Below are 24,466 nucleotides of genomic sequence, written 5' to 3' on the forward strand. Positions count from 1 at the left end.
ATATGACTAAGAGACAGGACGGTGACAGTGACGGCGAGACGAACCCGGACACCGGCGGCGTGGCCGAGGACTACACCGTCACGCTGACCTTCGACGACGGCCCGCACCCCGTCTACACGCCGCAGGTGCTGGAGCTGCTCGAGGAGCACGACGCGATCGCCGTCTTCTGCATGGTCGGCCAGCGCGCCCGCGAGCACCCCGAGATCGTCCGCCAGGTCGTCGACGCCGGGCACGCGCTGTGCAACCACACCGACACCCATGACGAGAAGCTGTCCGAGCGCACCCGCGAGGAGATCGAGCGGCAGATCACCGAGACCGACGAGGCCCTCGACGACGCCGTCGGCGGCGACACCGAGGTGCGCTGGTTCCGGCAGCCCGCCACGTTCGTGCAGCCGCAGGTCGAGACCGTCCTCGGCGACCACGGCCTGGAGCCGCTCGACTGGACCCTCGACCCCCGGGACTGGTCGCGGCCCGGAACGGAGTCGATCGTGCAGGACGTCCTGGGCGGGCTGGAGCCGGGCTCGGTCATACTGCTGCACGACGGCGGCGGCGATCGCTCGCAGACGGTCGCGGCCCTCGACCAGATCCTCACCGGCCTCGACGCCGCCGGTTACCGTTACGTCCTGCCTGGAGACCCATGACCCGCCCCGTCGCCGTCGTCGACATCGACGGCGTCCTCGCCGACGTCCAGCATCGCCTGCACCACCTGCGCCGGCGGCCGAAGGACTGGGCCGGCTTCTTCGGCGCGATGGGCGACGACACGCCGTACGCCGAGGGCCTCGAGCTGGTCACGCTGCTGGCGCACGAGCACGACGTCGTCTACCTCAGCGGCCGGCCGGAGCGCACCCGCGCCGTCACCCGGACCTGGCTGACGGGTCACGGCGCGCCGGCCGGCACGATCATGCTCCGCCCCGACGACGACCGCCGGCCGGCGCGGCTGTTCAAGGTCGGCGTCCTGCGGCGGCTGTCGGCCCACCGTGAGGTCGCCATGCTGGTCGACGACGACCCCGCCGTCTGCGCCGCCGCCCGCGCGGCCGGCTTCACCGTCTACGAGGTCGAGTGGAGCCGCCCCGACCCGACGCTGTTCAGCGCCCAGGAGGCCGAGGGCCGCACCTGAAGGCCCGCCTTGCCCCGCGTTGATCTTGGAGTTGTTCGGCAGTTGCCGCCCGGAATGTCCGATAGATGGGCGAAGAACTCCAAGATCAACGCGGCCGGCGGCAGCAGGTCATGCCAGGAGCAGAGCGGCCAGAGTCCCGATCAGCATCGGCGGGCCGAACGGCAGGCTCGTCCGCCGGCCCGCCCGCCCCACCGCCAGCAGCACGATGCCGATCAGGCCGCCGGCCAGGAACGCCAGGAACACGCCGGACGCGACCGTCGTCCAGCCGGCCCAGCCGAGCAGCAGTCCCAGCGACGCCGACAGCTTCACGTCGCCGAGCCCCAGGTCGGCCGGCCGGAGCAGCGCCAGCAGCAGGTAGAACGCCAGACAAGCGCCGGCCGCCGCCCAGGCCCGTCCGTAGGCGCCCCAGTCGCCGGTGAGGGCGGCGGCGACCGTGAGCCACGCCCCGGCCGCGCCGAACGCCGTCAGCGTCAGCCAGTCCGGCAGCAGCTGCGTGCGCAGGTCGACGTAGGCCATGGCGACGCCGAGCAGGCCGACCACGAGGTACGCCGGGAGGTCCTCCGGCGCGCCGGCCGCGCCGTCGCGGGCGAGCGCCAGCAGCGCCCAGACGGCCGCCGTCGCGGCCGCCAGCCAGGCGGCGAGCCGGGGCGCGGCGGCCAGTTCGCGGTACGGGATCGGCGTCGGCGGCCGGCCGCCCTCCACCCACTCCGGCGAGACCGGCTCCGCCTCCGGCGAGACCGGCTCCGCCTCCGGTGAGACCGGCTCAGGCTCCGACAGGACGGCGACCGGCGGACGGTCCGGGATCCGGGCGATCAGCTGCGGCAGCAGTGCGCCGGCGAGCAGCCCGGCCGCGGCCAGCACGAGCACCAGGGTCACGCGTGGGCGCCCCTTGCCGCGAGCGCCGCCGAGCGCAGCAGGTCCACCGGCACATCGGCGCCGGTCATCAGGCGCAGCTGGCCGACGGCCTGGTGGGCCAGCAGGTCCAGTCCGCTGGCCACCGCGCCCCCGGCCGCCCGCCACGCGGCGGCGACCGGCGTGGGCCACGGGTCGTAGACGACGTCGAACAGCACCCGGCCGGCGGCGTCCTCGATGCCGGCGACCAGCGTGGGCGCGAGCTCGTCCAGCGCGCCCGACGGCGCGGTCGACACCGTCACCCCGGCGTCGGCGCAGGCGGGCAGCACCGCCCAGGGCGCCGGTTCCGCCGGGTGACCGAGCGCGGCCGCCACGGCCAGCGCCGACCCAGCGCGCGCGGCGGATCGGACGTGCACGTGCACTGGGCCGCTCTCCAGGAACGCCAGCGCCGCCAGCACGCTCGCCGCCGTCGCGCCGCCGCCCCACAGGCAGACCGGCCCCGTCACGTCGGAACCGGCCTCGCGCAGCGTCGCCACGACCCCGGGCACGTCCGTGTTGTCGGCATCCCAGCCGCCGTCGTCGCGGCGCACAAGGGTGTTCGCCGCTCCCACGGTCGCCGCCACGTCGGAGGCCGTCGTCGCGAGGTCGAGCGCCACCCGCTTCAGCGGCATGGTCAGCGAGAGGCCGCGCCACTCCGGCCCCAGCTCGGCGAGGAACCCGGGCAGCTCCCCCTCACTCACCTCGTGGGCGGTGTACTCCCAGTCCAGCCCGAGGTGGCCATACGCGGCGCGGTGGATCACCGGCGACAGCGAGTGCGCGATCGGCGACCCGAGCACCGCGCAGCGGGTCAGCACAGGTCGCTCTCCCGGCAGTAGGCGTCCAAGATCTCCCGGTTGGCCCGGTGGTCCGCCTCGGTGACGGCGAACGCCGTCTCGCCGGTCTCCAGGTTGACCGCGACGAAGTAGCAGCTGCCGTCGCTGGACGGGTTGAGCGCGGCCCCCAGCGCCGCCTCGCCGGGCGACGCGATGGGGCCCGGCGGCAGGCCGGACACTCGGTAGGTGTTGTACGGCGAGTCGCTCTGACGCTGCTCCTGGGTCGTGTAGACGGTGGAGTAGTCGTTGAACGCGTAATGGACGGTGGAGTCCATCTGCAGCCGCTGCTCGGGCACGCCGTTCGCCGCGCAGGCGCCGCTGAGCCGGTTGTAGATGACCTCGGCGACCCGGGGCATGTCCTCCTCGCGGCGCACCTCGCGCTGCACGATGCTGGCGACGGTGACGATCTCGCGCGGGGTGTAGCCGAGCGCGTCGGCGCGGCCGACCAGGTCGACGTCGGTCGCGGCCTGCTCGAACCGGGCCACCATGCCGTCGACCAGCGACTGCGCCGTGACGTCGCCGCCGAGATCGTAGGACGCCGGGAAGAGGAAGCCCTCGGGCTCGCCCTCGGCGTACTCGGGCAGCGTCGCGGCGTCGACGGCTGCCTGCAGCTCCTCGGCGGAGAACCCGGAGGCTTCCGCCAGCCGCTCGAGGGTCTGCTCGACGCGCAGGCCTTCGGGCAGCGAGACCCGCTCGCCGCCTTCGCCCGCGACCAGGGCGGCGACGGCGTCGGCGGCGCTCATCTCGCTGCGCAGCACGTAGTTGCCCGGCTGGATGGAGCGCGCGTCGGGGTTCTGGTCGGCGGCGGCGATGAAGGCGTCCTGGCTGGCGACGACGCCGGCCTCGACCAGCGTGGCACCCATGGCCCGCAGCGTCGCGCCCTCCTCGATGGTGACGGGGACCTCGCCCGTGCCCGGCCCCGGGTAGTCCTCGGGCTCGCCGAACAGGCCGTCGACGCTGTTGAGCACCGCGCTGCCGCCGTAGTAGACGCCGCCCAGCACCGCGCCGATGACGGCGAGTGAGGCCAGGACCGCCACGAACGAGCCGAACCGGCTGCGCTTGCGGCGGCGGCGCCGCTGACGCCGGGGACGGACGATCTCCTCCTCCGACGTGTCCGACGTGTACAGGTCACTCATCGGTTACCGTCAGCACCTCTCCAGGCGGCTCGCCGGTCGTACGTTCGGCGTCCAGCGCATCTTGCAGGATCACCATCGCCGCGGCCTGGTCGACCGCCGGTCGTCCCGCGCGCGACGAGACACCGCTGGCTCGCATCCCGCGCGCGGCGACAGTCGTACTCAACCGTTCGTCAACCATACGCACCGGGCATGGTGCCACATATCGGACCAAATCCGCACCAAAGGCCCGCGCGTGCGCGGCCGCCGCATGTTCCTTGCCGTCGAGACTACGCGGTAATCCGAGCACGATCTCGATCGCCTCGTACTCGTCGACCAGCTCGCGGATCCGCCGCAGGTCGCCCTTCCCGCGGCGGACCGTCTCGACCGGCGTGGCGATCAGCCCGTCGCGATCACACGAGGCGACCCCGATCCGGACCGTCCCGACGTCGACCCCCAGTCTGACGCCGCGCCGCACTGGTTTCCTTTCCCTCGTGGGACTCGCCGCTGCCTGGGACCTCGCGGTCGGCCTTGGCACTAGCGCGTCACGGCCTGGCCGATAGCGTGTTCGACCTGCGTCAACGCCTCGGCGATCTTGCCGGCGTCGGTGCCGCCACCCTGCGCGACGTCGTCCTTGCCACCACCGCCGCCCCCGAGCGTCTGGGCGGCCACCCGGACCAGCGCCCCGGCCTTGACGCCCCACTCGCGGCCCGGCTCGTTGACGGCGACGACGACGCTGGGCCGCCCACTGTCGCCGGCACCGGCCACGGCGACCACCGCGGGCCGCTCGCCGCCGAGCCGGCCGCGGACGTCCAGCGCCAGCGAGCGCAGCTCGTCGGCGGCCGTGCCGTCGGGGGCGGCGTGGGCGACGAACGATACGCCGTAGACGTCGCGCGCCGACGCCGCCAGCTCCGCCGCGCGGGCGCCGAGCTGCGAGGAGCGGGCCTTGGCCAGCTCCTTCTCCGCGTCGCGCACCTGCGCGACCAGCCGCTCGACCCGCTCGGGCAGCTGGTCGGGCTGCACCTTGAGCAGGTCGGCCAGCTGGCTGACCAGCGTGCGCTCCTTGGCGAGGTACCGGAAGCCCTCGATGCCGACGAACGCCTCGACCCGGCGGGACCCGGCGCCGACCGAGCTCTCCCCCGTCAGCGTGATGAGCCCGACCTGGGACGAGTGCTGGACGTGCGTGCCGCCGCACAGCTCGCGCGACCACGCGCCGCCCATCTCGACGACGCGCACCTGCTCGTCGTACGTCTCGCCGAACAGCGCCAACGCGCCGATCTCGCGGGCCCGCTCGAGCGGCATGTACGTGGCCGAGACCGGGTGGTCGCGGCGGACGGCGAGATTGGCGACCTCCTCGACCTCGCTGCGGGTCTGCGCGCCCAGCGCCTGCCCCCACGCGAAGTCCAGCCGCAGGTAGCCGGGCTTGTTGTACGACCCGCTCTGCAGGGCCTGCGGGCCGAGCACCTGGCGCAGCGCGGCGTGCACGATGTGCGTGCCGGAGTGCGCCTGGCAGGCGCCGACCCGCCACTCGCGGTCGACCTTGGCGAGGACGTCCTGGCCGCTGATCACCTCGCCCTTGAGCACCCGTACCTGGTGCACGATGAGGCCCTTGACCGGCCGCTGGACGTCGAGCACCTCGAGCTCGAAGCCGTCGCCCGCGATGACGCCGGCGTCGCTGTCCTGGCCGCCGGACTCCGCGTAGAACGGGGTACGGTCCAGCACGACCTCGATGGTCTCGCCCTCGCTCGCGCCCGGGACGGCGACGCCGTCGAGCAGCAGGCCGCGGACCCGGCTCTCCGTCTCCAGCTCTTCGTAGCCGGTGAACGGCGTCGGGCCGGCGTCGCGCAGCTGCCGGTAGGCGCTCAGGTCGGCCCGGCCGGTCTTCTTCGCCTTCGCGTCGGCCTTGGCCCGCTCGCGCTGCTCGGTCATCAGCCGGCGGAAGTGCGCCTCGTCGACCTTCAGCCCCTGCTCGCCCGCCATCTCGAGGGTGAGGTCGATCGGGAAGCCGTAGGTGTCGTGCAGCTTGAACGCGGTGTCTCCGGAAAGCACAGTCAGCGCGGCCGATTTGGCCTCGTCGGCCGCGAGGTCGAAGATCTGCGTGCCGGTCTGAAGCGTGCGCCGGAACGCCTCCTCCTCCGCGTACGCGATGGACGAGATGCGGGCGAAGTCGGTCTCCAGCCCTGGGTACGCCGCCTTCATGCAGTCCTTCGCGACCGGCAGCAGCTCAGGCATCGTCGTGTCGTCGACGCCCAGCAGCCGCATCGCCCGGACCGACCGGCGCAGCAGCCGGCGCAGCACGTAGCCGCGGCCCTCGTTGGACGGCGTGACGCCGTCGCCGATCAGCATCAGCGAGCTGCGGACATGGTCGGAGACCACCCGCATACGGACGTCGTCGTCGTGGTTCGCGCCGTACCGCCGGCCGGAGAGGTCGGCCGCTCGCTGCAGCGTCGGGCGGACCTGGTCGATCTCGTACATGTTGTCGACGCCCTGCAGGAGGTACGCGACGCGCTCAAGGCCCATGCCGGTGTCGATGTTCTTCGACGGCAGGTCGCCGACGACGACGAAGTCGTCCTTCGCCTTGACGTCGGTGATCTGCTCCTGCATGAAGACCAGGTTCCAGATCTCGAGGAAGCGGTCCTCGTCGACGACCGGGCCGCCGTCGGGGCCGTGCTCGGAACCGCGGTCGACGTAGATCTCGCTGCACGGGCCGCCGGGGCCGGGCTGGCCCGTGTGCCAGTAGTTGTCGAGCAGGCCGCGGCGCTGGATGCGCTCGTCGGGCAGCCCGGCGACCTTCTTCCACAGCTCGGCCGCCTCGTCGTCGTCGTGGAAGACGGTGACCCAGATCTTGTCCTCGCCGAAGCCGTAGCCGCCGTCGGACTGGGACTTGGTGATGAGGTCCCAGGCGTAGGAGATGGCGCCTTCCTTGAAGTAGTCGCCGAACGAGAAGTTCCCGTTCATCTGGAAGAACGTGCCATGGCGGGTGGTCTTGCCGACCTCTTCGATGTCGCCGGTGCGGATGCACTTCTGCACGCTGGTGGCGCGCGACCACGGCGCCGCCTGCTGCCCGGTGAGGTACGGGATGAACGGCACCATGCCCGCCACCGTGAACAGCAGCGACGGGTCGGGCGAGATCAGCGAGGCGCTGGGGACGACGGCGTGCCCGTTCTGCTCGAAGTGGTCGAGGAACCGGCGCCGGATCTCGGCGGTCTCCATGGTCAGAACGTGCCTCTCGGGTGCTTGTGGAACAGGTCGTCGACGGCGTCGGGGTCGGCGACGCCGGGCTTGCCGGTGCCGTCGGGCGCGATGCCCAGGGCGTAGCGCAGCTCGGCGTCGCGCTCGGCCATGCCGGCGCGGACCTCGTCGGTGAACTCGCGGACGGCGTCGCCGAGGGTGCGCAGCCCGCCGGCGACGCGGTCGGCCGCGCCCTCCGGCGTCAGGCTCTCGGCCGCCTTGGTGAGCCGGCGGACCACGAGGACCCCGGCGGTGGCGCCGAGAGCGATCCAGAACAGCTTGCCCATCACCGGCTCCCGAACCGGCGGCGCCGGCCGCCGGCCGCGCCGTCGCGGCGGGACGCGATGGCACGGCGCACGCCGTAGGTGAACGCGGCCGTGCGCACCAGCGGGCCGCCGAGGGTCGCCGCGAACAGCGACGACATGGCGGCGACGTTGGTGGTGACGGTCTGCGCGTTCGACGTGATCGCGTCGATGCGCTGCAACTGCGCATTCGTCGAGGCGAGCAGCTCGTTCGTCTCGTCGACCGTGGTGGCGGTCTTCGCGACGTGCTCCTGGCGCAGATCGCGCACGACGAGGGTGAACTCGTCGACGGTGCGGCCCAGCTTGAGTATCGGCACGGCGAGGAAACCGACCAGCGCTACCAGGGCGGCGGCGGCCAGCAACCCGGCGATCTCGCCTACGGACATGGGTGGAGCTGCCTCTCTTCGGATGGTCGTCTCAAGCGTCTGACCTTACCGCGCCGGACCACCCGGCGCGGTCACGACCGGGAGACGGCTGCGGGGCGGCGTGCGGCTGCTCGCCCAGGCATCGGCACCATGTCCATGTCGTTCAGCGTAGGTCAGCCGCCCGGAGCCCGGCCAACGCTTTGTCCAGCGCCTTCGCCCGCGCGGCAGGGGTGCGGGCCTTCATCAGCGTCAGCAGGATCGCGTACCGGCCGCTCTTCGTGAGGGCGTCGAAAGCGGCGCGCGCGGCTCCGTCTGCGTCGAGTGCGGCCCTGAGGTCGCCCGGGACGGTGGCGGTGGCCTGCGAGGCGTACGCGGCGTCCCACCGCCCGTCGGCCTTGGCGGCGGCGACCTCGGCCAGGCCGCCGGGGCGCATCCGGCCGGCCGCCGTCAGCTCCTCGACCAGCGCGACGTTGACGGCCGACCACGGGCTGCCCTTGCGCCGCGGCGAGTAGCGCTGCAGGAAGTGCTGATCGTCGCCGCGCCGCCGGACGCTGTCGATCCAGCCGTGGCACAGCGCCACCTCCAGTGCCGCGTGGATGGTGAGGCCGGGCGCGCCCTTCCGCGCGATGCGCAGGACGGCGCCGTCGGCGCTGTCGTGGTGCGCGGCCAGCCAGGCGTCCCAGCCGGCCGCGTCGTCGAAGACGAGCACCTCGCTCGTGACATGGGCCGATCGGCTATTCATGCGCCCGTCCCGTCCGCCATGGCCTTCCAGTGCGGGTTGTACATGAGGCCGATGATGTTGCCGAACGGGTCGACGACGGAGGCGTTGGCGAACCCCGCGGTACGGTCCACCCGCGGCTGGTGGACGCTGGCGCCCAGCTCGACCAGCTTCGCCAGGGTGCCGTCGAGGTCGTCGACGTGCCAGTTCATGACGGCGCCGCCCGGGGCGTCCGGCGTGGTCGGGTCGACCGGCGACCGCCATGCGGCGTTGATGATGCCGAACTCGTCCTGGTGGTCGCCGATGCGCCACTCGTAGTACCCGACCTGGCCGGACCGCGGGTCGGTGGCCTCGAAGTACGGCTCCCTGCCCAGCACCTCGGTGTACCAGGCCCGGGCGGCGGCCATGTCGTCGGCGTAGAAGTTCAGGGTGCAGAAGCCGCGCATTTCGACGCTCATCGATCTCTCCTCTTGTGTGTGTGCTTGCTGGTGAGAACGACGTTATCGGTGGTTGTGGAACGTTCGGTTCCTCAATTCGTGCGAGACTTCGTCTCATGTTGGAGACATCGGTGCGGCTGCTGCGGCTGCTGTCGTTGTTGCAGGTCAGGCGCGAGTGGTCGGGCGCGGAGCTGGCGTCGCGGCTCGACGTGACCACGCGGACGGTCCGCAACGACATCGAGCGGCTGCGGATCATGGGCTACGAGGTCGAGTCGACGACCGGCCCGGCCGGCGGCTACCGCCTGGGTGCCGGGTCGTCCCTGCCGCCGCTGGTCCTGGACGACGACGAGGCGATCGCCGTGGCTCTGGGGCTGCGCGCGGCCGCCGCCGGCTCCGTCACCGGCATCGAGGAGACGTCGCTGCGCGCGCTGGCCAAGCTGGAGCGGACGCTGCCCTCGCGGCTGCGGCACCGCATCGACGCGCTTCGATCGGCGACGGCGTCGGCGGCCGGCGTGGGCGCGCGGGTCGACGCCGACGTGCTGACGGCGGTCGCGGCGGCCGTGCACGGACGCGAGCAGCTGCGGTTCGACTACGCCGGCCACGACGGCACGGCCTCGGTGCGCCGGGTCGAGCCGCACCAGCTCGTTTTCACCGGGCGGCGCTGGTACCTGCTGGCCTGGGACCTCGACCGCGACGACTGGCGCACGTTCCGGGCCGACCGGATCCGCCCCCGGGTGCCGACCGGGCCGCGCTTCACGCCGCGCGAGCCGCCCGGCGGCGACGCCGTCGCGCACGTACTGCGCGGCGTGGGGTCGCAGGCCTACCGGGAGCAGGCCCGGGTCCGGCTGGACGCGCCGATCGAGGTGGTGCGCGACAAGATCACGGCGCTGGGCGGGCTGGTCACCGAGCTGGAGGACGGCAGCTGCCTGCTCCAGACCGGCGGCGACTCCTGGCACGACCTCGCCGGCTACCTCGGCAGCCTCGGCGTGCCGTTCGAGGTGCTGGACCCGCCGGAGCTGCGCGCCCACCTCCGCTCACTGGCCGAGCGCTACCTCGCCGCCGCCGACTGACCGGCTGACCCCCTTTGGCCGAGTTGATCTTGGAGTTGTTCGGCAATTACGGTCCGGAATGTCCGATAGATGGCCGAAGAACTCCAAGATCAACCTCGTGCGGGGTCCGGCCGACGTCAGCAGCGCAGCGTCAGCACGGCGACACAGCCGTCGCCGTCCGGGCCGGGCGACGTCAGCGTCACGTCGCCGCCGTGGGCGAGCGCGATCTGCCGGGCGATCGGCAGGCCGAGCCCGGTGCCGTGGTGGTCGCTGCGGCCGCGCCAGAACGGCTGGAAGACGTGCGCCAGCTCGGCGGCCGGGATGCCCGGCCCGTGGTCGGTGACGACGACCGCGACCTCGGCGCCGCGCCGCTCGACCGCGACGTCTACCGTAGAGCCGCCCGGCGCGTGGCGGATGGCGTTGTCGACCAGGTTCGCGACCGCGCGGCGCACCGTCGCCTCGTCGACCGCGCACACCGCCCGCGGCGGAGTCGTCAGCGTCACCGAGACTCCGCGCCGCTCTGCCAGCACCCGCGCGTCGTCGGCCACGGCGCGCACGAGCGCGGCGACGTCGGCCGGCCGGCGGTCGACGGTGCGGGCGCGGCCGCGTGCGTCGACGAGCAGCTCGTCGATGACCGCCCGCAGCCGGGTGGCGGCCCGTCCGGACCGCTCCAGCCCCTCGCGGTAGACCTCGAGCGTCGGCGACGGGTGTGCGAGCAGCACGTCGGCGTTCGTCGCCAGTACGGACAACGGAATGCGCAGCTCGTGGCTGGTCTCCTCGATCAGCCGCCGCTGGGCATCGGCCGCGTGCTGGAGCCGCTCGTACATCGCCTCGTAGGGCCGCACCGCCCGCCCGGCCCACCACCACGCCAACGCCGCGGCCGCCGGCGCCAGCGCCAGGACGGTCCCCATCACCCAGGGCGACCGCGTCTCCGACGAACCGCTGCTGACCTCGACGCCGTCGACGACCTCGGTCGTCGTGTCGTACTCGGTGACGACGGTGACGCCGAACAGCAGCAGCACGGGCAGGTAGATGGCCAGGAACCCGAGGACGGCCAGCCGCACCCGCAGCGACCGCCACCCCCGGCTCACGGCGCCGCCCGCAGTCGGTAGCCGACGCCGGTGACGGTGTCGATCAGCGGCGGGTCGCCGAGCTTGCGGCGCAGCCGGCTGAGGATCACCCGCACCGACGTCGTGAACGGGTCGGCGTTGACGTCCCACACGTGCTCGAGCAGCTCCTCGGCCGGTAGCACCTCGCCGGGGTGGTGCATGAAGTAGCGCAGCAGCGAGAACTCGCGGGCGGTGAGCCGCAGGTCGGTGTCGCCACGCCAGGCGCGGTGGGCGGCGAGGTCGAGGCCGAGGTCGCCGACCCGCAGCGTCGCACCGGTCTCGTCGGCGCGCCGGCCCAGCGCCCGGATCCGCGCCACCAGCTCGGCGAAATGGAACGGCTTGACGAGGTAGTCATCGGCGCCGGCGTCCAGGCCCGCCACCCGGTCGGTGACGGCGTCGCGGGCGGTCAGCACCAGCGTGCGGCGCGGCCGCCGCAGTACGGGGTCGGCGCCGAGCCGGTGCAGCAGGTCCAGCCCGTCGCCGTCGGGCAGGCCGAGGTCGAGGCAGACGACATCGTAGTCGGTGGTGAGCAGCAGTTCCTCGGTCTCGGCGCGGGTGCCTGCGTGGTCGACCGCGTAGGACTCGTTGCGCAGGCCGAGGGCCAGGACCTCGGCGAGGTCGGCGTCGTCCTCGACCAGCAGGATGCGCACCGTCAGTTCCGCCGCGCCGTCGTGGCGCCGTCCGGCCCGGCGACCGTCAGGTCGTCGCCTGTGAACGTCACCGTCACGTCGGGACCGGTCCCGGCCGGGTCGGCCGGCCGGAAGCCGTCCCCGTCCGGCACGAGCGTCAGCGCCGGCGGCTCGGCGCCGACCTCTACCGCGGCCACGCCGCCCTTGTCGTCCAGCGCGTACCACGACAGCAGCGGGCCATCGCCGGTCGCGAGCGTGACGTACGTGCGCAGCTCGCCCTCGGCGAGGACGGTGCCGGCCGGCTCGGCGCCGTCGATCGGCCCGAACTCGTCCTCCAGGGCGGCCAGCTCCTCACGGCCCGTGGCGGTCTCCCCCGCGAGCAGGTCCGCGACCGCCCGCTCGTGCGTACGGACCGCGTCAGCGGCGGCCTCGTCGCGGGGCGGGAACAGTGCCTCGACGGCGTCGGCGCCGAGCGCGGCGAGCCGCAGCCCGTCGTCGTGCGTCACCCGGTACGTCCCTCCCGTGTCCAGCCGGTAGTCGCCGACGATAGCCGCGGCGGCCTCGGGATCGAAGGTGCCGCCCGGCGCGTCCGGCGCCGGGATCGGGTCGCCCGCCACCAGCGCCGGGCCGATCGCCGCCATCAGCTCCTCCCCCGAGACGTCCCCGCCGTTGGACGCGACCGCGATGACCCGCTCCCCCGACGGGATCCACACCACCATCGTGTCGTGGCCGACGTCGCCGCCCCCGCCGGCCGCAGCGAGGAACGGCTCGCCGTACGCGGACGCGTCCCGGGCCACCCAGCCGGGCGTCTCCGCCGCTCCGTCGCCGAGGTCCACCACCGGGGCGGCGATCGCCGCGGTGGACTCCGCCGACACGACGCCGCCGGTGAACAGCGCGTGCGTCCAGGCGGCGAGGTCGGGCATGCTCATCGCCAGGCCGCCGTTGCCGTCCAGCGCCCAGTGCGGCCCGGCGAAGTCGCCGGACTCGCCGGTGGAGCCGTCGTCAAGGTAGCCGATGGCCCGCTCGCCGACGGCGCCCGGCGAGCCGTCCCAGAAGCCGGCCGAGGGCAGGCCGCTCAGGATCCGCGTCGTCGCGTGCTCGCGGTAGCTAGTCCCGGCGATCTCCTCGACGACCAGCGCGAGCAGTGTGTAGCCGGCGTTGGTGTACAGATAGCCGGTGCCGGGCGCGAACGCCGGCTCCGTCGCGCCGATCGCCGCGAGCGCGTCGTCCCGGCTCAGCGGCTCGTGGTCGGCGCCGGCCGCGCCGTTCAGCCCGCTCGTGTGCAGCATCAGCTGCAGCAGCGTGGCGTCGCGGACCGGCCCGCCCAGTTCGGGCAGCAGGTCGCCGACCCGGTCGTCCGGCGCCAGCAGGCCTTGGTCGGCCAGGTCGAAGATGGCCGCGGCGGTGAACGTCTTCGTGACCGAGCCGATGGCGAAGACGGTGTCCGCGGTGTTCGGCCGGCCACTGGCACGGTCGGCCGCCCCGTAGCCCGCCTCGCAGACCGGCTCGCCGCCGGCGGCGAGCGCGACCGACCCGCTGAAGCCGGCGTCGGCCCACGCAGCCAGCGCGGCGTCCAGCTCCGGGTCGCAGCGCGGCTTCGGGCCGGCCGGGGTGTCGGTGTCGGACGTGCAGGCGGCGAGCAGCGCAGCGGCGGCCGCGGCGAGGGCCGGCAGAAGCTTGGTCATGCGGCGACGGTAGGAACCGCGGCGCGAACACGGTGTGAACGAGCTCCGACGCGTAGGCTGGCTGACCGTGACGCGCATCGGGTGGTCGGGACCGACAGCAGCCACGTCGACCAGTTCGTCCGCAACAACGCGTGGTGCACACCGGTGCCGCCGGCGCCGTCGGCAGCGCTGTGTCAGTCACGGATTCGGCGCTGTCAAGTACCGCTGCACCGTGGGCGCCAGCCACGCCACGACCTCCCGGCGGCTGAGCGCCACGGCCGGCGGAAACCGGAGGACGTAACGGGTCACTGCCAGCCCGAGCAACTGCATTGCGACAAGCGCGGCCCGCGCTGGAATCTGCTCGGGGTCGGGACACACATGGCGGGCGACCGGAAGCAACTGGTCTCGGAAGACGCCCTGCATCCGCTCGGCCCCGGCCTGATTGGTGACGCCGACCCGGAGTAGTGCGGTGAGTACGTCGTTCTCCTCCCACATCGCGAGGAAGTGCGTCACGAGGGCCTCGCCGACGGCGTGCCGGGGCAGCGCGGCGAGATCCGGCAGCTTCAGATCGATGGAGACGGCCGCCGCGAACACGCCCTCCTTGTTGCCGAAGTAGCGCATGACCATTGACGGGTCGATGCTCGCGTCCTTGGCGATCGCGCGGATGGTGGCGCGCTCGTATCCGTCGGTGGCGAAACGCTCGCGGGCCGCGGTGAGGATCGCAGTCCGGGTGGCGTCTGAGCGGCGGGACTGGGTGAGGGGTGTGGGCGGCTTGCCGTTGGTCATGCCAACGAGGGTAGGCCAACATGTGTAGGCCAACAAGTGTTGACGTATTCCGAGGAACGGCCTACGTTGGTCAACGAACGTTGGCCACCAGTTGTTGGCCAACAAGTGTTGGCAACAGGAGGCAACCATGAACGGCACCGGCATCACCGTAACCTCCGTCATCGTCGTCGGCTCCGGCCCCACCGGCCTCCTCCTCGCCGGTGACCTCGCCACCGCCGGCGTCCCCGTCACTCTCCTCGAGAAGCGCCCCCACAAGATCAGCAACCTCTCCCGCGCCTTCGGAGTGCACGCCCGCTCCCTGGAGCAGTTCGACGCCCGTGGCCTCGCCGACCCGCTGCTCGCCACCGGCGCCACCATCACCGGCCTGCGCCTGTTCAGCCGGCTCTCGCTCGACCTAGGCACGCTGCCGTCCCGCTTCCCGTTCCTGTTGATCACTCCGCAGTACGAGGTGGAGCGGCTGCTGGAGCGGCGGGCGCGCGAGGCCGGCGTCGAGTTCGCATACGAGAGCGAGGTCGTGGGCCTGCGTCAGGACGACGACGGCGTCGACCTCGACGTGCGCGGCCCAGACGGTGCGGTCGTCACCCGCCGCGCCGCGTACGTCGTCGGCGCGGACGGCCACCACAGCGCCGTACGTCAGGCGATCGGTCTGCCCTTCCCCGGCGTCTCCGTCATCAAGTCCCTGTTCCTGGCTGATGTCCGGCTCGCCCAGCGGCCCGAGGGCGTGCTCACCGTCAACGGCGCGGGCGACGCCTTCGCGATGATCGCCTCGTTCGGCGACGGCTGGTACCGGGTCATGGGCTGGAACCGCCGGCATGAGGTGTCCGACGGCGCCCCGCTCGACCTCGACGAGATCAAGGAGGTCACCCGCCGGGCACTGGGCACGGACTACGGCATGCACGACGCCCGCTGGCTCTCCCGCTTCCACAGCGACGAGCGCCAGGCGCCGGAGTACCGGGTCGGGCGGGTCTTCCTCGCCGGCGACGCCGCACACATCCACTCCCCGGCCGGTGGCCAGGGTATGAACACCGGCCTCCAGGACGCGGCCAACCTCGGCTGGAAGCTCGCGGCGGCCGTCCAAGGCTGGGCGCCCGAACGTCTCCTCGACACCTACCAGGCCGAACGCCACCCAGTCGGCAAGGCAGTGCTGCGCAGCAGCGGCGGGCTGGTCCGGCTGGCTCGCGCGCAGAACCCCGTGCTGCGCGCCGTACGCGGCCTCGTCTCGGCCTTCGTCAACGTGGCCCGCCCCGTCCAGCGCAAGGCCCTGGCCCAGATCTCCGGCCTCGGCTACACGTACCCGGCCCCCCGAGGCGCCCATCGCCTCACCGGTACCCGCATCCCCGACGTCGCCCTCGAGAGCGGCCGCCTCTACGAGGCCCTGCGCGGCGGCCGCTTCGTGCTGATCACTCCCGAGGAGTACTCGGCGTGCGGCGGCCGCGGGGACCGGCTGGTCGTGGAGCGCTGGTCGGGAGACCGTCGTACGACGGTGCTAGTGCGGCCCGACGGATACGTGGCCTGGGCGGCCGACTCCGCCGACCCCGCCGCGATCGAGGCCGCGCTCGCTGCGCACCTGGGGTAGGGGCACGCACCTGGACGGGCCGAGGAGAGCTGGCCGCCCTCCTCGGCCCCTCCGCGCGCTGAGTGTTCGCCCGGACGTGCAGGCGGCGACGCGAGCAGCGCGGCCGCGCGCGAACGCGGTGTGAACGAGCTCCGACGCGTAGGCTGGCTGACCGTGACGCGCATCGGGGTGGTCGGGACCGACAGCAGCCACGTCGACCAGTTCGTCCGCCTGCTCAACGTCGAGCACCGGCACGGCGACGCCCGCGTGGTCGCGCTCGCCGGCGGCGACACCGAGCGCAACCGCGCGCTCGCCGCGGCCGCCGGTGCCGACGTGCCGCGCCTGGTCGAGGCGCCGGGCGATCTGGTGGGCGTGGTCGACGCAGTGCTCATCTGCACGCGCGACGGGCGGGCGCACCGGGCCGAGGCGATCCCGCTGATCGAGGCCGGGCTGCCGGTGTTCGTCGACAAGCCGCTGGCGGGGTCCGCGGCCGACGCGGCGGCCATCGTCGACGCGGCCCGGGCGCACGCCGTGCCGCTCTACGAGGGGTCGGCGCTGCGGTTCGTCCCGGCGATCGCCGAGCTGGCCGGGGACCGGCCGACCGCCGTCCACGTCACCGGGCCGGCCGACCCCGCCGGGCCGTACGGCGGCCTGTACTTCTACGGCGTGCACCTGGCCGAGACGGCGCTCCAGCTCATCGGCGAACTCGGCGACGCCGGGCCAGTGGACCTGCGGACCAGCGGCCTCGTCGTCACCGCGCTCACCACCATCGGGGACGTGCACGTCACGCTGACGTTCGTCGCGGGCGAGGTGCCGTTCCACGCGACCGTCGTGCGGGCGAGCGGTGTCCGGTCGCGCGAGCTGGCGCTGCCGCCTGACTACACCGCGCCGGTGCTGGAGCGCTTCCTTGCCGTCGCCGCGAAGGGCGAGCCGCCGGACGAGGCCGAAGCGGCCGCGATGGTGGCACCGGTCGCGCTGATCGATGCGGTGACCGCCCAGTTGGGCTGAGGGCTACTCTCCTCGGACGATGCGGCGCAGCTTGGCGTAGCGGTCGGCGTAGTCGCGCTCCGCGCCGCGGGCGCCGGGCTGGTAGTACTGCTTGTCCTGGACCGCGTCAGGGGCGTACTGCTGCTCGACGACGCCGCGTGGGTCGTCGTGGGCGTAGGCGTAGGACGTGCCGTGGCCGAGCTTCTTCGACCCGGCATAGTGGCTGTCGCGCAGGTGCGGCGGGACCGCGCCGGCCAGCCCGGCGCGCACGTCGGCGACCGCGGCGCCGATCGCGGTGACGACGCTGTTCGACTTCGGTGCCAGCGCGAGCGCGATGACCACCTGGGCCAGCGTGATCTGCGCCTCCGGCCAGCCGATCAGCTGTACCGCCTGGGCTCCGGCGACCGCCGTCTGCAGCGCGGTCGGGTCGGCCATGCCGATGTCCTCGCTGGCCAGGATCACCAGCCGCCGGGCCAGGAACTTCGGGTCCTCCCCCGCCTCGGCCATGCGGGCGAGGTAGTGCAGCCCGGCGTCGACGTCGCTGCCCCGGATCGACTTGATCATCGCGCTGGTGACGTCGTAGTGCTGGTCGCCGTCGCGGTCGTATCGGACGGCGGCGCGGTCGACCGCCTTCTCGGCCACCTCGAGCGTGATGACGCCGTCGGCGGCCGCCGCTCCCCCAGCCGCGGCCTCGAGGTACGTCAGCGCCCGCCGGGCGTCTCCGCCGGCCAGCCGGAGCAGGTGGTCGTGGGCGTCGTCGTCGATGGTGACGGTGCCGCCCAGGCCACGCTCCTCGGCCAGCGCGCGGCGCATGACCTCGCGGATGGCGTCGTCGTCCAGCGGCTCCAGCGTGAGCAGCAGCGACCGCGACAGCAGCGGGCTGATCAGCGCGAAGTACGGGTTCTCGGTGGTCGCGGCGACCAGCGACACCCACCGGTTCTCGACACCAGGCAGCAGCGCGTCCTGCTGGGTCTTGGAGAACCGGTGCACCTCGTCGACGAACAGGACGGTTCCGGTGCCGGAGCGCACCAAGTCCTTCCGGGCGGTGTCGATGACGGCGCGGACGTCCTTCACTCCGGCCGTTACCGCCGACAGCTCGACGAACCGCCGCTGGGTCGCCCGGCTGACGACGTAGGCGAGCGTCGTCTTGCCGGTGCCGGGTGGCCCCCACAGCACCAGCGCCATCGGCTGGTCCTCCTCGACCAGCCGGCGCAACGGCGTGCCCGGGCCGAGCAGGTGCTGCTGCCCGACGATCTCGTCGAGCGTGCGCGGGCGCATGCGCACCGCCAGCGGCTTGCCGGCGATATCGTCGTCGGCGCCGGACAGCGAGCCCGCGGGCACCGACGGCGCGGCGCCGCCGAACAGTCCTTCCTGCTCCATGATCTGCGAGCCTACGCGGTCACACTGACATCGGCTGTCAGCGGCGGACCTGGTCGCGGCACTGCCGGGCGACGCGGACCACCTCGTCGCGCTCGGCGTCGTCGAGGTCGGCCGGCCGGTACGGGTCGACGGCGAACTCGGCCGGCACGGTGCCCTCGTCGGCGGCCAGCCACAGCATGCGTTGCACGTAGCCCTCGTACGGCGGCCGGAACGTCACCCGCGCCACCTCGTCGACGATCGCCGACACCTCCAGGAACCGCGCCGCGGCGTCGCGCGCCGACGTGTGCACCGCCGCCGCGAACGTCTCGACCGCGGCCACGGTGATCTGCACCGCGGCCGCCGCCAGCCCGATCAGCGCGCCCTCGGCGCCCCACATGAGCGACGCGCCGAGCATGCGGTCCTCGCCGGTCAGCACCAGCAGCCCGCGCGACCGGGCGGCCGCGATGCTCTCCTGGCAGGCGATGGCGTCGTGCAGCCGGGCCGGCTTGAACGCGCAGACGTCCGGCAGGTCGAGCACCCGGGCCAGCGTCTCGGGCGGATACGCCCGGGTGTAGAGGTCGAACGCGACGAGCGGCAGCCCGGACGCCTGCGCGATCGCCTCGTGGTGGGAGACGACGGCGTCCGGCTCCGTCTGCGTCGGCGGGAACACCAGCAGCGCGTCGGCGCCGGCCGCGCCCGCCGCCGCGGCCCACTCGAGGTCGTCGTCCGGCCCCTCGGCGCTGCCGCCTACGCCGGCCAGGACCGGGACCCCCAGCGTGGCCGCGCGGCGGACCAGCTCGGCCTTGGTGGCGATGGACAGCCGGTCGCCGCGGCCGGTGTGCGCGGCGACGGCCAGCCCACCGGCGCCGCCGCGCACCAGCTGCCCGAAGTAGGCCTCGCAGACGTCGGGGTCGGTGCTGCCGTCGGCCCGCATGGGTGTCGCCGCGGCGGCCACCAGGGACCATCGCAGCCGTCCGGTCAGCTCCGCCGGGCCTCGCGTGTTCGCCACCGATGCAGACTATCCATTGTCGGCGTCCGGATCGTCACGACCGTCCTTCCGCGCACTGCCCGCGCACCGGCCCGGTGACCTCGTTCGGCTCGTCCTGCACCGGCGCCGGATCGTTGCCGGCGCAGGACAGCCCGCCGACGACTCGGTTCCCGGCGAACCGGACGCCGCCGGTGTTGCCGGCCAGCGAGACAGAGCCGCTCAGCACGGACCCGGTGATCGACACCGCGCCGGTGCTGCCGGTCACCGTCACCGGTCCGGACACCGTCGCGCCCGTCAGCACCACGCCGCCGGCGCGGTCGGTCCGGAGCGGCCCGGACACAGTCGAGCCGGCGACGACCAGCATGGCGCCCGGGCTCACCTGGATCGACCCGGACACCGTGGCGTCGTCCACGCAGGTGATGCCGGACGTGACGCTGAGCGGGCCGGTGTACGGGCCGTCGACGGTGACATCGCAGACCGGCGCGGCCGCCTGGAACGACGTCCACAGCGCGCCCCGCGTCGAGAGCCGGCGGCCCTCGACGGTCAGCTCGCCACTGCGGTCCAGCGGGACCGTGAAGGTCAGGCGCGCCGTGCCCGTGGCGTCGGCCCGCACCGTGCCGAGCATCCGGGCGTTCGGCCGCAGCCACACCTCCAGCTGCTCACCCGGCCCGAGGCCGGTGAACGTGACCGTCTGCGGCCGGCCGGCCGGGACGGCGTCCGCCGCCACGCTCGCGGCCGCCGCCGGCCGGGCGCTCGGCGTGTACTCCCAGTACTTCAGGTCCCGAGCGATGAACACGTTGCCGTTGTTGTGCAGGAACCCGTAGGAGGCCGGCTGGAACACCCGGGCGCGGTCCAGCGTCACCGGGTCGATCGTGAACATCTTCGCCTGCGACACCACATAGATCTTGTCGACGTACGGGTCGTACCAGAGCCGCGAGCCGACGTGCGCGTACGCGACGGTGTCCCACGGGTACGGCTCGTAGTTGCGCCGCGCCTCCACCTCCCGCGTCTCCACGTCCATGCGGAACACCGACACCGTCGTGTGGCTCCAGAGCTTGCCGTTCTCGTCGAACGCGATCTCGCCGATGGCGCCCTCGCCGGGAATCGGCGCGACCTCCCAGAGCTTGCGCCGCTGCTCGATGTCGTACGCGAAGACCACGGCATCGGTCTGGGTGGGCCGCGGCCCGCCGACGCCGCCGAAGACCGACGTGGCGCCGTACAGGATGCCGTCGCGGTAGGTCAGCGCGACCACGCTCTGCCCGGGCACGACGTCCTCGAACCAGGATTCGCCGGTCCGCGTGTTCAGTAGCGTCAGCCCGCCGCCGGGCGAGCCGTTCTTCGCCACCGTGCCGACGGCGAGGTGGTCGCCGGCCGAGGCCAGCGCGAACGGGCGGGACTGGCCGTGGTGCTCGTACAGCCGCAACACCGGTTTCGGGTTGACGCCCGGCTCGGCCGGCTGGTCCGGGTCGTAGCGGAGGATCTCGCCCCAGGGGTAGGTCCCGACGTAGAGCGCGCCGTCGTGGGTGACCATGCCCTCGGCCTGGCTGATCTCCGCGGCGAACTGCGCCTTCGCGCCGGTCTCCGGGTCGTAGCTGGCCATTCCCCCGGCCAGGAAGGTGCCCACATAGAGCAGGCCGTCCGGGCCCTCGGCGATGGAGCGGACCGGGCCCGGCGCCGCGACGGCGTCCGCGGTGCGCAGCTCAGACCGGCCCGTCGCCGGCGAGTAGACGAAGTAGCGGCCGACGTGGTTCAGGCCGACGAGGGTGTCTCCAGGCCACTCCGCGTCGCCGAGGTCCAGGAAGTCGAAGCCGCGGACGTCGCCGACGCCGGTCAGCGAGGTGGCCGCATAGGTTCGGTCGACCAGGTCGTAGCTGTGCAGCGTCTGGTCGCGGACGAAGTAGACGGTGCGCCCATCCGCCGCCACCGGGGACACGTTCAGCCCGTGGGCGTCCGGAATCTCCTGGACCCAGGCTCCGGCGTCCAGGTCGTAGACGTGCAGCGGCGCGGGCGAGCCGGACAGGCTGAACCGGGCGAACAGCAGCCTGCCGCGGACGTCCAGGTCGTAGACCCCGGCCGCCGGGTCGGCGCCCGGCGGCAGCCCCAGGTCGCGCCGCTCCCCCGTCACCGGGTCGATCTCGACGACGCTTGTCGTGGCATGCGTGCCGGCGTACACCTTGCCGCCGCCCGCGGCGATGCCGCGCACGATCAGCGGGTCGGCGTCCGGCGCGAGCGAGCCGAGGTTCGTCGTCGTGCCGGTGGCCGGGTCGTACCGGAACACGTTCGCCCGGGACTGGCCGGTGCCGCCGTAGACGACGCCGTTCTCGTCGTGCGTGACAGACCAGACGAACGTCTCGCCCGGCACCGCCACGCCGAGGTCCTCGACGGCCGCGGCGCCCGGCCGGTACCGGTAGACCCGACCCTCGCCGTAGGTCCCGACGTAGACGTCGCCGTTCGGCGTGACGTCGACGGCCCACGAGCCGGACGACCCTGGCAGCGGGAACTCGTGCACCCGGCTGCCGTCGCGGGCGTCGACGACGCTGAACACCGCCGGGCTGCCCGACGACACCAGGTACAGCCACGGCTCGCCATCGGGGCCGGTGCCGACGGCGGAGCCGGGCGCGGTGACGGCGTCCAGCGGCATCCCGCCGATGTCCTTGAACACTGGATAGTCGGCGGCCTGCGCGGCGGCCGTCAGCGTGGTCGCCGCGACCAGCACGGCGGTCAACCAGGTGATCAGGCGTCGCATCATGCCTCCCTGCACTGCCCGGTCACCGGGCCGTCGACGTCGACGTTCTCGAGTACCGGCGGCGGCTCGTTGCCGGTGCAGCTCAGCGGTCCGGTCACGGTGAGGCCGGACACCGTCGTGCCGCCGGAGTTGGACAGCAGCTCCACCGGGCCGTCCACCGTCGTGCCGTCGATCCACACTCCGCCGACGGCGCCGGTCACCGACACGGGGCCGGTCACCGTCACGCTGTCGAGCTGGACGCCGCCGGCGCCGATCGCGCGGACCGGGCCGCGCACCGCCGAGTCCTCCGCCACCAGCACCGCGCCGGGGCTGACCTGGACCGGGCCGTCGACGCTGGCGCCGTCGAGGCAGGTGGTCCCGGCCGTGGCCCTCAGCGGGCCGGCATGCGGGCCGGACACCGTCACGTCGCAGACCGGCTGCGGCCGCAGCGAGAAGTTCCACCGGTAAAGCGCCGCGCCGCGGGCGTAGTAGAGGTCGCCCTTCTCGTCCAGCGCCAGCGAGGCCACGCCGGACGACGCCAGCCGCGTCGCCGCCCAGCTCTGGGGGTCCACCCGCCACAGGCTGCCGGAGCTGGTGACGTAGAGGTAGCCGTCGCCGCGGAACACCAGGTGGCGGTCGTGCCCGTACATGTTCGCCGTACGCGGGAAGAGTTGCTCGGCGCGGGTCACGGAACGCGTCGCCGGGTCGTAGGTGAACAGCGTCCCGTCGGAGACGCCCCACAGCGTGCCGTCGGCGTCGAACGTCAGCCCGTTCACCGCGCGTCCGCCCGGCACGGGCACCAGCCGGTGCAGCACCGTGCCGGTGTCCGGGTCGGCGACGAACAGCTCCGCCTCAGTGGCCACGGGGTCGATGCCGTAGCCGCCGTTGATCGACGTGCCGCCGTAGAGCAGGCCGTCCCGCTCGGCCAGCGACACCACACTCTGGTCCGGCACGACGTTGCGATGCGTCACCACCTCGCCGGTCGCCGGGTCCCACAGGCTGAGCGCGCCGCCGAGGCGTCCCGACTTCGGCACGCTACCCACTGCCATGAGGTCACCCACCTGGGCGAACGCCTGCGGGCGGTCCTGCTCGCCGGCGATCGTGGCGGGTGGACCGGGGTTGGTGCCCATGCTCCACGGCCGCGTCGTGTCGAAGTCCAGCAGCCCTGCGTTCGGGTACCGCCCGAACACCAGGTGCTCGCCGTACGTTCCGAACCCCTCGACCTGACCGGCGCCGGCCAGCAGCGTCGTCGAGTCGTCGGCCGGATCGAACCGCGCCATGCCCGGCGGGGAGAGGAACGCACCCACGTACACGGCGCCGTCAGGCCCGGAGCCCAGCGCGGTGATGCTGTTCGGGGCACCCTGCAGGTCGCCCTCGCCGATGTAGAGCGTCTTCTTCGTCGTCGGATTCCAGACGTAGATGCGCCCGTAGTAGTACGTCATCGCCAGCGACAGACCCGGGAAGTCCGGGTGGTCCAGATCGATCCACGCCCAGGTGCCGGGGAACGCGTTGGGTCCCCAGCCGATCGGCGCGTACGTATGGGTGTCGAGGTCGTAGGCGACGACCCCCTGCGCGGAGATGCGGAAGTAGACGTACTTGCCGGCCGGATCCGGTGGCGAGATGGCCCGTCCGGAGATGCCCGGGACGATGTTCACGAACTCGCCGCTGCTTGTGTCGTAGACCAGCAGGTCGTTCGACGGCTGCACGCGCAGCAGCAGGTAGTCGCGGGCCAGCGTCATGTCATAGACCACCTCGTGCGTCTCGTACTGCGCCGGCAGCGCCACCTGGTGGAACTGGCCGGTCCCGCGGTCGAAGCGAGTCAGCCGGGCTCGCGGCTGGGTACCGACCCAGACGCTCTCGTCGTCTGCCTCGAGGGCTCGTGCGTAGGTCTCGCCCGGGACCGCCTGGCCGTGGTCGGCGAACTCACCGGTGGCGGGGTCGTACGAGAACAGAAGGCCGCCGGGGTACGTCCCGCCGTAGACGACGCCGTCCGGAGCCGCGTCGAGCCGCCAGATCCCCTCACCGGGGAACGGCACGCCCAGCGCGGTGACGGCGTCGTCGCCCGGAGTCCACGAGTACATCTCCCCCGACGTCATGGCGAAGTACACCGTGCCGTTCGCGGTGTTGAACGTGCTCGCCCAGCTGTGCGCGCCGGCCGGCAGCCGTTCGCCGAACACCACCTCGCCGCTGCGGAGGTCGGTCACCTGGAACATGCCGGGCGTCACGTCGTTGCCCGCGGTCACCCAGTACGCCTGCGGCCGCCCCTCGGCGTCGACGCCCTGGGACTGGTCCTGCGACAGTACGCGGCTCTCGATCGGATATCCGAGGGACTCCTCGGCTCCGACGATCGGCGCGGACGCCGCCGGCCGCGGCTGCGGGTCGGTCACCGCGTCCGCCATCGGCGCCGTCAGCGACAGCACGAGTGCGGCGGCCACTGCCGCCAGCGACGATCGGTGCAGCCTCGTCAAGGCATCCTCCTCGCGATCGTTCATTTCGGCCTAGCCCGTTAGGCGGTCATCCTGGCAGTGCCGCGCACGGGAGGGCAAGACCTCCTGCAATTTCGGCCTTGCCCGATATCCGCCCGATCGGTAGCCTCCGGGGCAGACTCC

22 protein-coding genes are annotated in these 24,466 nt (G+C 73.2%); 5 read left to right on the plus strand and 17 right to left on the minus strand.

Annotated features, from left to right (window positions below):
- A partial coding sequence (locus E1262_RS15975; RefSeq protein ID WP_132104142.1) for a polysaccharide deacetylase family protein occupies window positions 1–641 on the plus strand: 641 nt, incomplete at its 5' end.
- A complete protein-coding gene (locus E1262_RS15980; RefSeq protein ID WP_132104143.1) occupies window positions 638–1,117 on the plus strand; it encodes a phosphatase domain-containing protein in 480 nt (159 codons plus the stop codon). The genes E1262_RS15975 and E1262_RS15980, both read left to right, overlap by 4 nt.
- 108 nt (window positions 1,118–1,225) lie before the next feature.
- Here E1262_RS15980 and E1262_RS15985 read toward each other — a convergent pair whose 3' ends face one another.
- The 9 genes from E1262_RS15985 to E1262_RS16025 all read right to left on the minus strand — a co-directional run bounded on the left by E1262_RS15985 (window position 1,226) and on the right by E1262_RS16025 (window position 9,027).
- Window positions 1,226–1,993 (minus strand): prepilin peptidase, encoded by a 768-nt coding sequence (locus E1262_RS15985; RefSeq protein WP_132104144.1) that lies wholly within the window; start codon window positions 1,991–1,993, stop codon window positions 1,226–1,228.
- Window positions 1,990–2,820 (minus strand): shikimate dehydrogenase, encoded by an 831-nt coding sequence (locus E1262_RS15990; RefSeq protein WP_132104208.1) that lies wholly within the window; start codon window positions 2,818–2,820, stop codon window positions 1,990–1,992. The genes E1262_RS15985 and E1262_RS15990 overlap by 4 nt, the downstream gene beginning before the upstream one ends.
- Window positions 2,817–3,977 (minus strand): endolytic transglycosylase MltG, encoded by a 1,161-nt coding sequence (gene mltG, locus E1262_RS15995; protein ID WP_132104145.1) that lies wholly within the window; start codon window positions 3,975–3,977, stop codon window positions 2,817–2,819. The genes E1262_RS15990 and mltG overlap by 4 nt, the downstream gene beginning before the upstream one ends.
- The gene (gene ruvX, locus E1262_RS16000; RefSeq protein WP_132104146.1) at window positions 3,970–4,431 is read right to left on the minus strand and encodes a Holliday junction resolvase RuvX; all 462 of its coding nucleotides are present in this window, start codon (window positions 4,429–4,431) and stop codon (window positions 3,970–3,972) included. Before ruvX ends, mltG begins: the two co-directional genes overlap by 8 nt.
- Before the next feature lie 59 nt (window positions 4,432–4,490).
- Window positions 4,491–7,166, minus strand: coding sequence for an alanine--tRNA ligase (alaS, locus tag E1262_RS16005; RefSeq protein WP_132104147.1), 2,676 nt, complete (start codon window positions 7,164–7,166; stop codon window positions 4,491–4,493).
- A 2-nt stretch (window positions 7,167–7,168) separates the two neighbouring features.
- Entirely contained in the window at window positions 7,169–7,471 is a 303-nt protein-coding gene (locus E1262_RS16010) for a DUF6167 family protein (protein ID WP_203453922.1), read from the minus strand.
- Window positions 7,471–7,872, minus strand: coding sequence for a DUF948 domain-containing protein (locus E1262_RS16015; protein WP_132104148.1), 402 nt, complete (start codon window positions 7,870–7,872; stop codon window positions 7,471–7,473). Before E1262_RS16015 ends, E1262_RS16010 begins: the two co-directional genes overlap by 1 nt.
- Before the next feature lie 142 nt (window positions 7,873–8,014).
- Entirely contained in the window at window positions 8,015–8,593 is a 579-nt protein-coding gene (locus E1262_RS16020) for a YdeI/OmpD-associated family protein (protein WP_132104149.1), read from the minus strand.
- Window positions 8,590–9,027, minus strand: coding sequence for a VOC family protein (locus E1262_RS16025; protein WP_132104150.1), 438 nt, complete (start codon window positions 9,025–9,027; stop codon window positions 8,590–8,592). The genes E1262_RS16020 and E1262_RS16025 overlap by 4 nt, the downstream gene beginning before the upstream one ends.
- 95 nt (window positions 9,028–9,122) lie before the next feature.
- Here E1262_RS16025 and E1262_RS16030 point away from each other — a divergent pair, with 95 nt between their 5' ends.
- Window positions 9,123–10,076 carry a helix-turn-helix transcriptional regulator gene (locus E1262_RS16030; RefSeq protein WP_132104151.1) on the plus strand — a complete coding sequence of 318 codons (954 nt, stop codon included), beginning with the start codon at window positions 9,123–9,125 and terminating at the stop codon, window positions 10,074–10,076.
- A gap of 116 nt (window positions 10,077–10,192) precedes the next feature.
- Here E1262_RS16030 and E1262_RS16035 read toward each other — a convergent pair whose 3' ends face one another.
- The 4 genes from E1262_RS16035 to E1262_RS16050 form a co-directional block, all read right to left on the minus strand.
- Entirely contained in the window at window positions 10,193–11,146 is a 954-nt protein-coding gene (locus E1262_RS16035) for a sensor histidine kinase (protein WP_132104152.1), read from the minus strand.
- Window positions 11,143–11,814 carry a winged helix-turn-helix domain-containing protein gene (locus E1262_RS16040; RefSeq protein ID WP_203453923.1) on the minus strand — a complete coding sequence of 224 codons (672 nt, stop codon included), beginning with the start codon at window positions 11,812–11,814 and terminating at the stop codon, window positions 11,143–11,145. The genes E1262_RS16035 and E1262_RS16040 overlap by 4 nt, the downstream gene beginning before the upstream one ends.
- Window positions 11,815–11,816: 2 nt before the next feature.
- Window positions 11,817–13,478, minus strand: coding sequence for a serine hydrolase domain-containing protein (locus E1262_RS16045; protein WP_162605938.1), 1,662 nt, complete (start codon window positions 13,476–13,478; stop codon window positions 11,817–11,819).
- 177 nt (window positions 13,479–13,655) lie between these two features.
- Entirely contained in the window at window positions 13,656–14,243 is a 588-nt protein-coding gene (locus tag E1262_RS16050) for a TetR/AcrR family transcriptional regulator (protein ID WP_132104154.1), read from the minus strand.
- A 127-nt stretch (window positions 14,244–14,370) separates the two neighbouring features.
- Between E1262_RS16050 and E1262_RS16055 the strand changes: the two genes are divergently transcribed.
- Window positions 14,371–15,819, plus strand: a complete 1,449-nt coding sequence (locus E1262_RS16055) for an FAD-dependent monooxygenase (RefSeq protein WP_132104155.1) — start codon at window positions 14,371–14,373, stop codon at window positions 15,817–15,819.
- Between the two features lie 153 nt (window positions 15,820–15,972).
- Entirely contained in the window at window positions 15,973–16,806 is an 834-nt protein-coding gene (locus E1262_RS16060) for a Gfo/Idh/MocA family oxidoreductase (RefSeq protein ID WP_162605939.1), read from the plus strand.
- 3 nt (window positions 16,807–16,809) lie between these two features.
- Here the strand turns inward: E1262_RS16060 and E1262_RS16065 are convergent, their stop codons facing one another.
- Genes E1262_RS16065 through E1262_RS16080 form a run of 4 tightly spaced genes read right to left on the minus strand, consistent with a single transcriptional unit; the run spans window position 16,810 to window position 24,325 of the window.
- Entirely contained in the window at window positions 16,810–18,165 is a 1,356-nt protein-coding gene (locus E1262_RS16065) for a replication-associated recombination protein A (protein WP_132104157.1), read from the minus strand.
- A gap of 37 nt (window positions 18,166–18,202) precedes the next feature.
- Window positions 18,203–19,153, minus strand: a complete 951-nt coding sequence (locus tag E1262_RS16070) for a dihydrodipicolinate synthase family protein (protein WP_132104158.1) — start codon at window positions 19,151–19,153, stop codon at window positions 18,203–18,205.
- A 34-nt stretch (window positions 19,154–19,187) separates the two neighbouring features.
- Entirely contained in the window at window positions 19,188–21,878 is a 2,691-nt protein-coding gene (locus E1262_RS16075; protein WP_162605940.1) for a hypothetical protein, read from the minus strand.
- Window positions 21,878–24,325 (minus strand): ligand-binding sensor domain-containing protein, encoded by a 2,448-nt coding sequence (locus tag E1262_RS16080; RefSeq protein ID WP_132104160.1) that lies wholly within the window; start codon window positions 24,323–24,325, stop codon window positions 21,878–21,880. Before E1262_RS16080 ends, E1262_RS16075 begins: the two co-directional genes overlap by 1 nt.
- Window positions 24,326–24,466: the final 141 nt, after the last annotated feature.

The organism is Jiangella aurantiaca (genome assembly GCF_004349105.1).
In the GTDB taxonomy this organism is placed as follows: domain Bacteria; phylum Actinomycetota; class Actinomycetes; order Jiangellales; family Jiangellaceae; genus Jiangella; species Jiangella aurantiaca.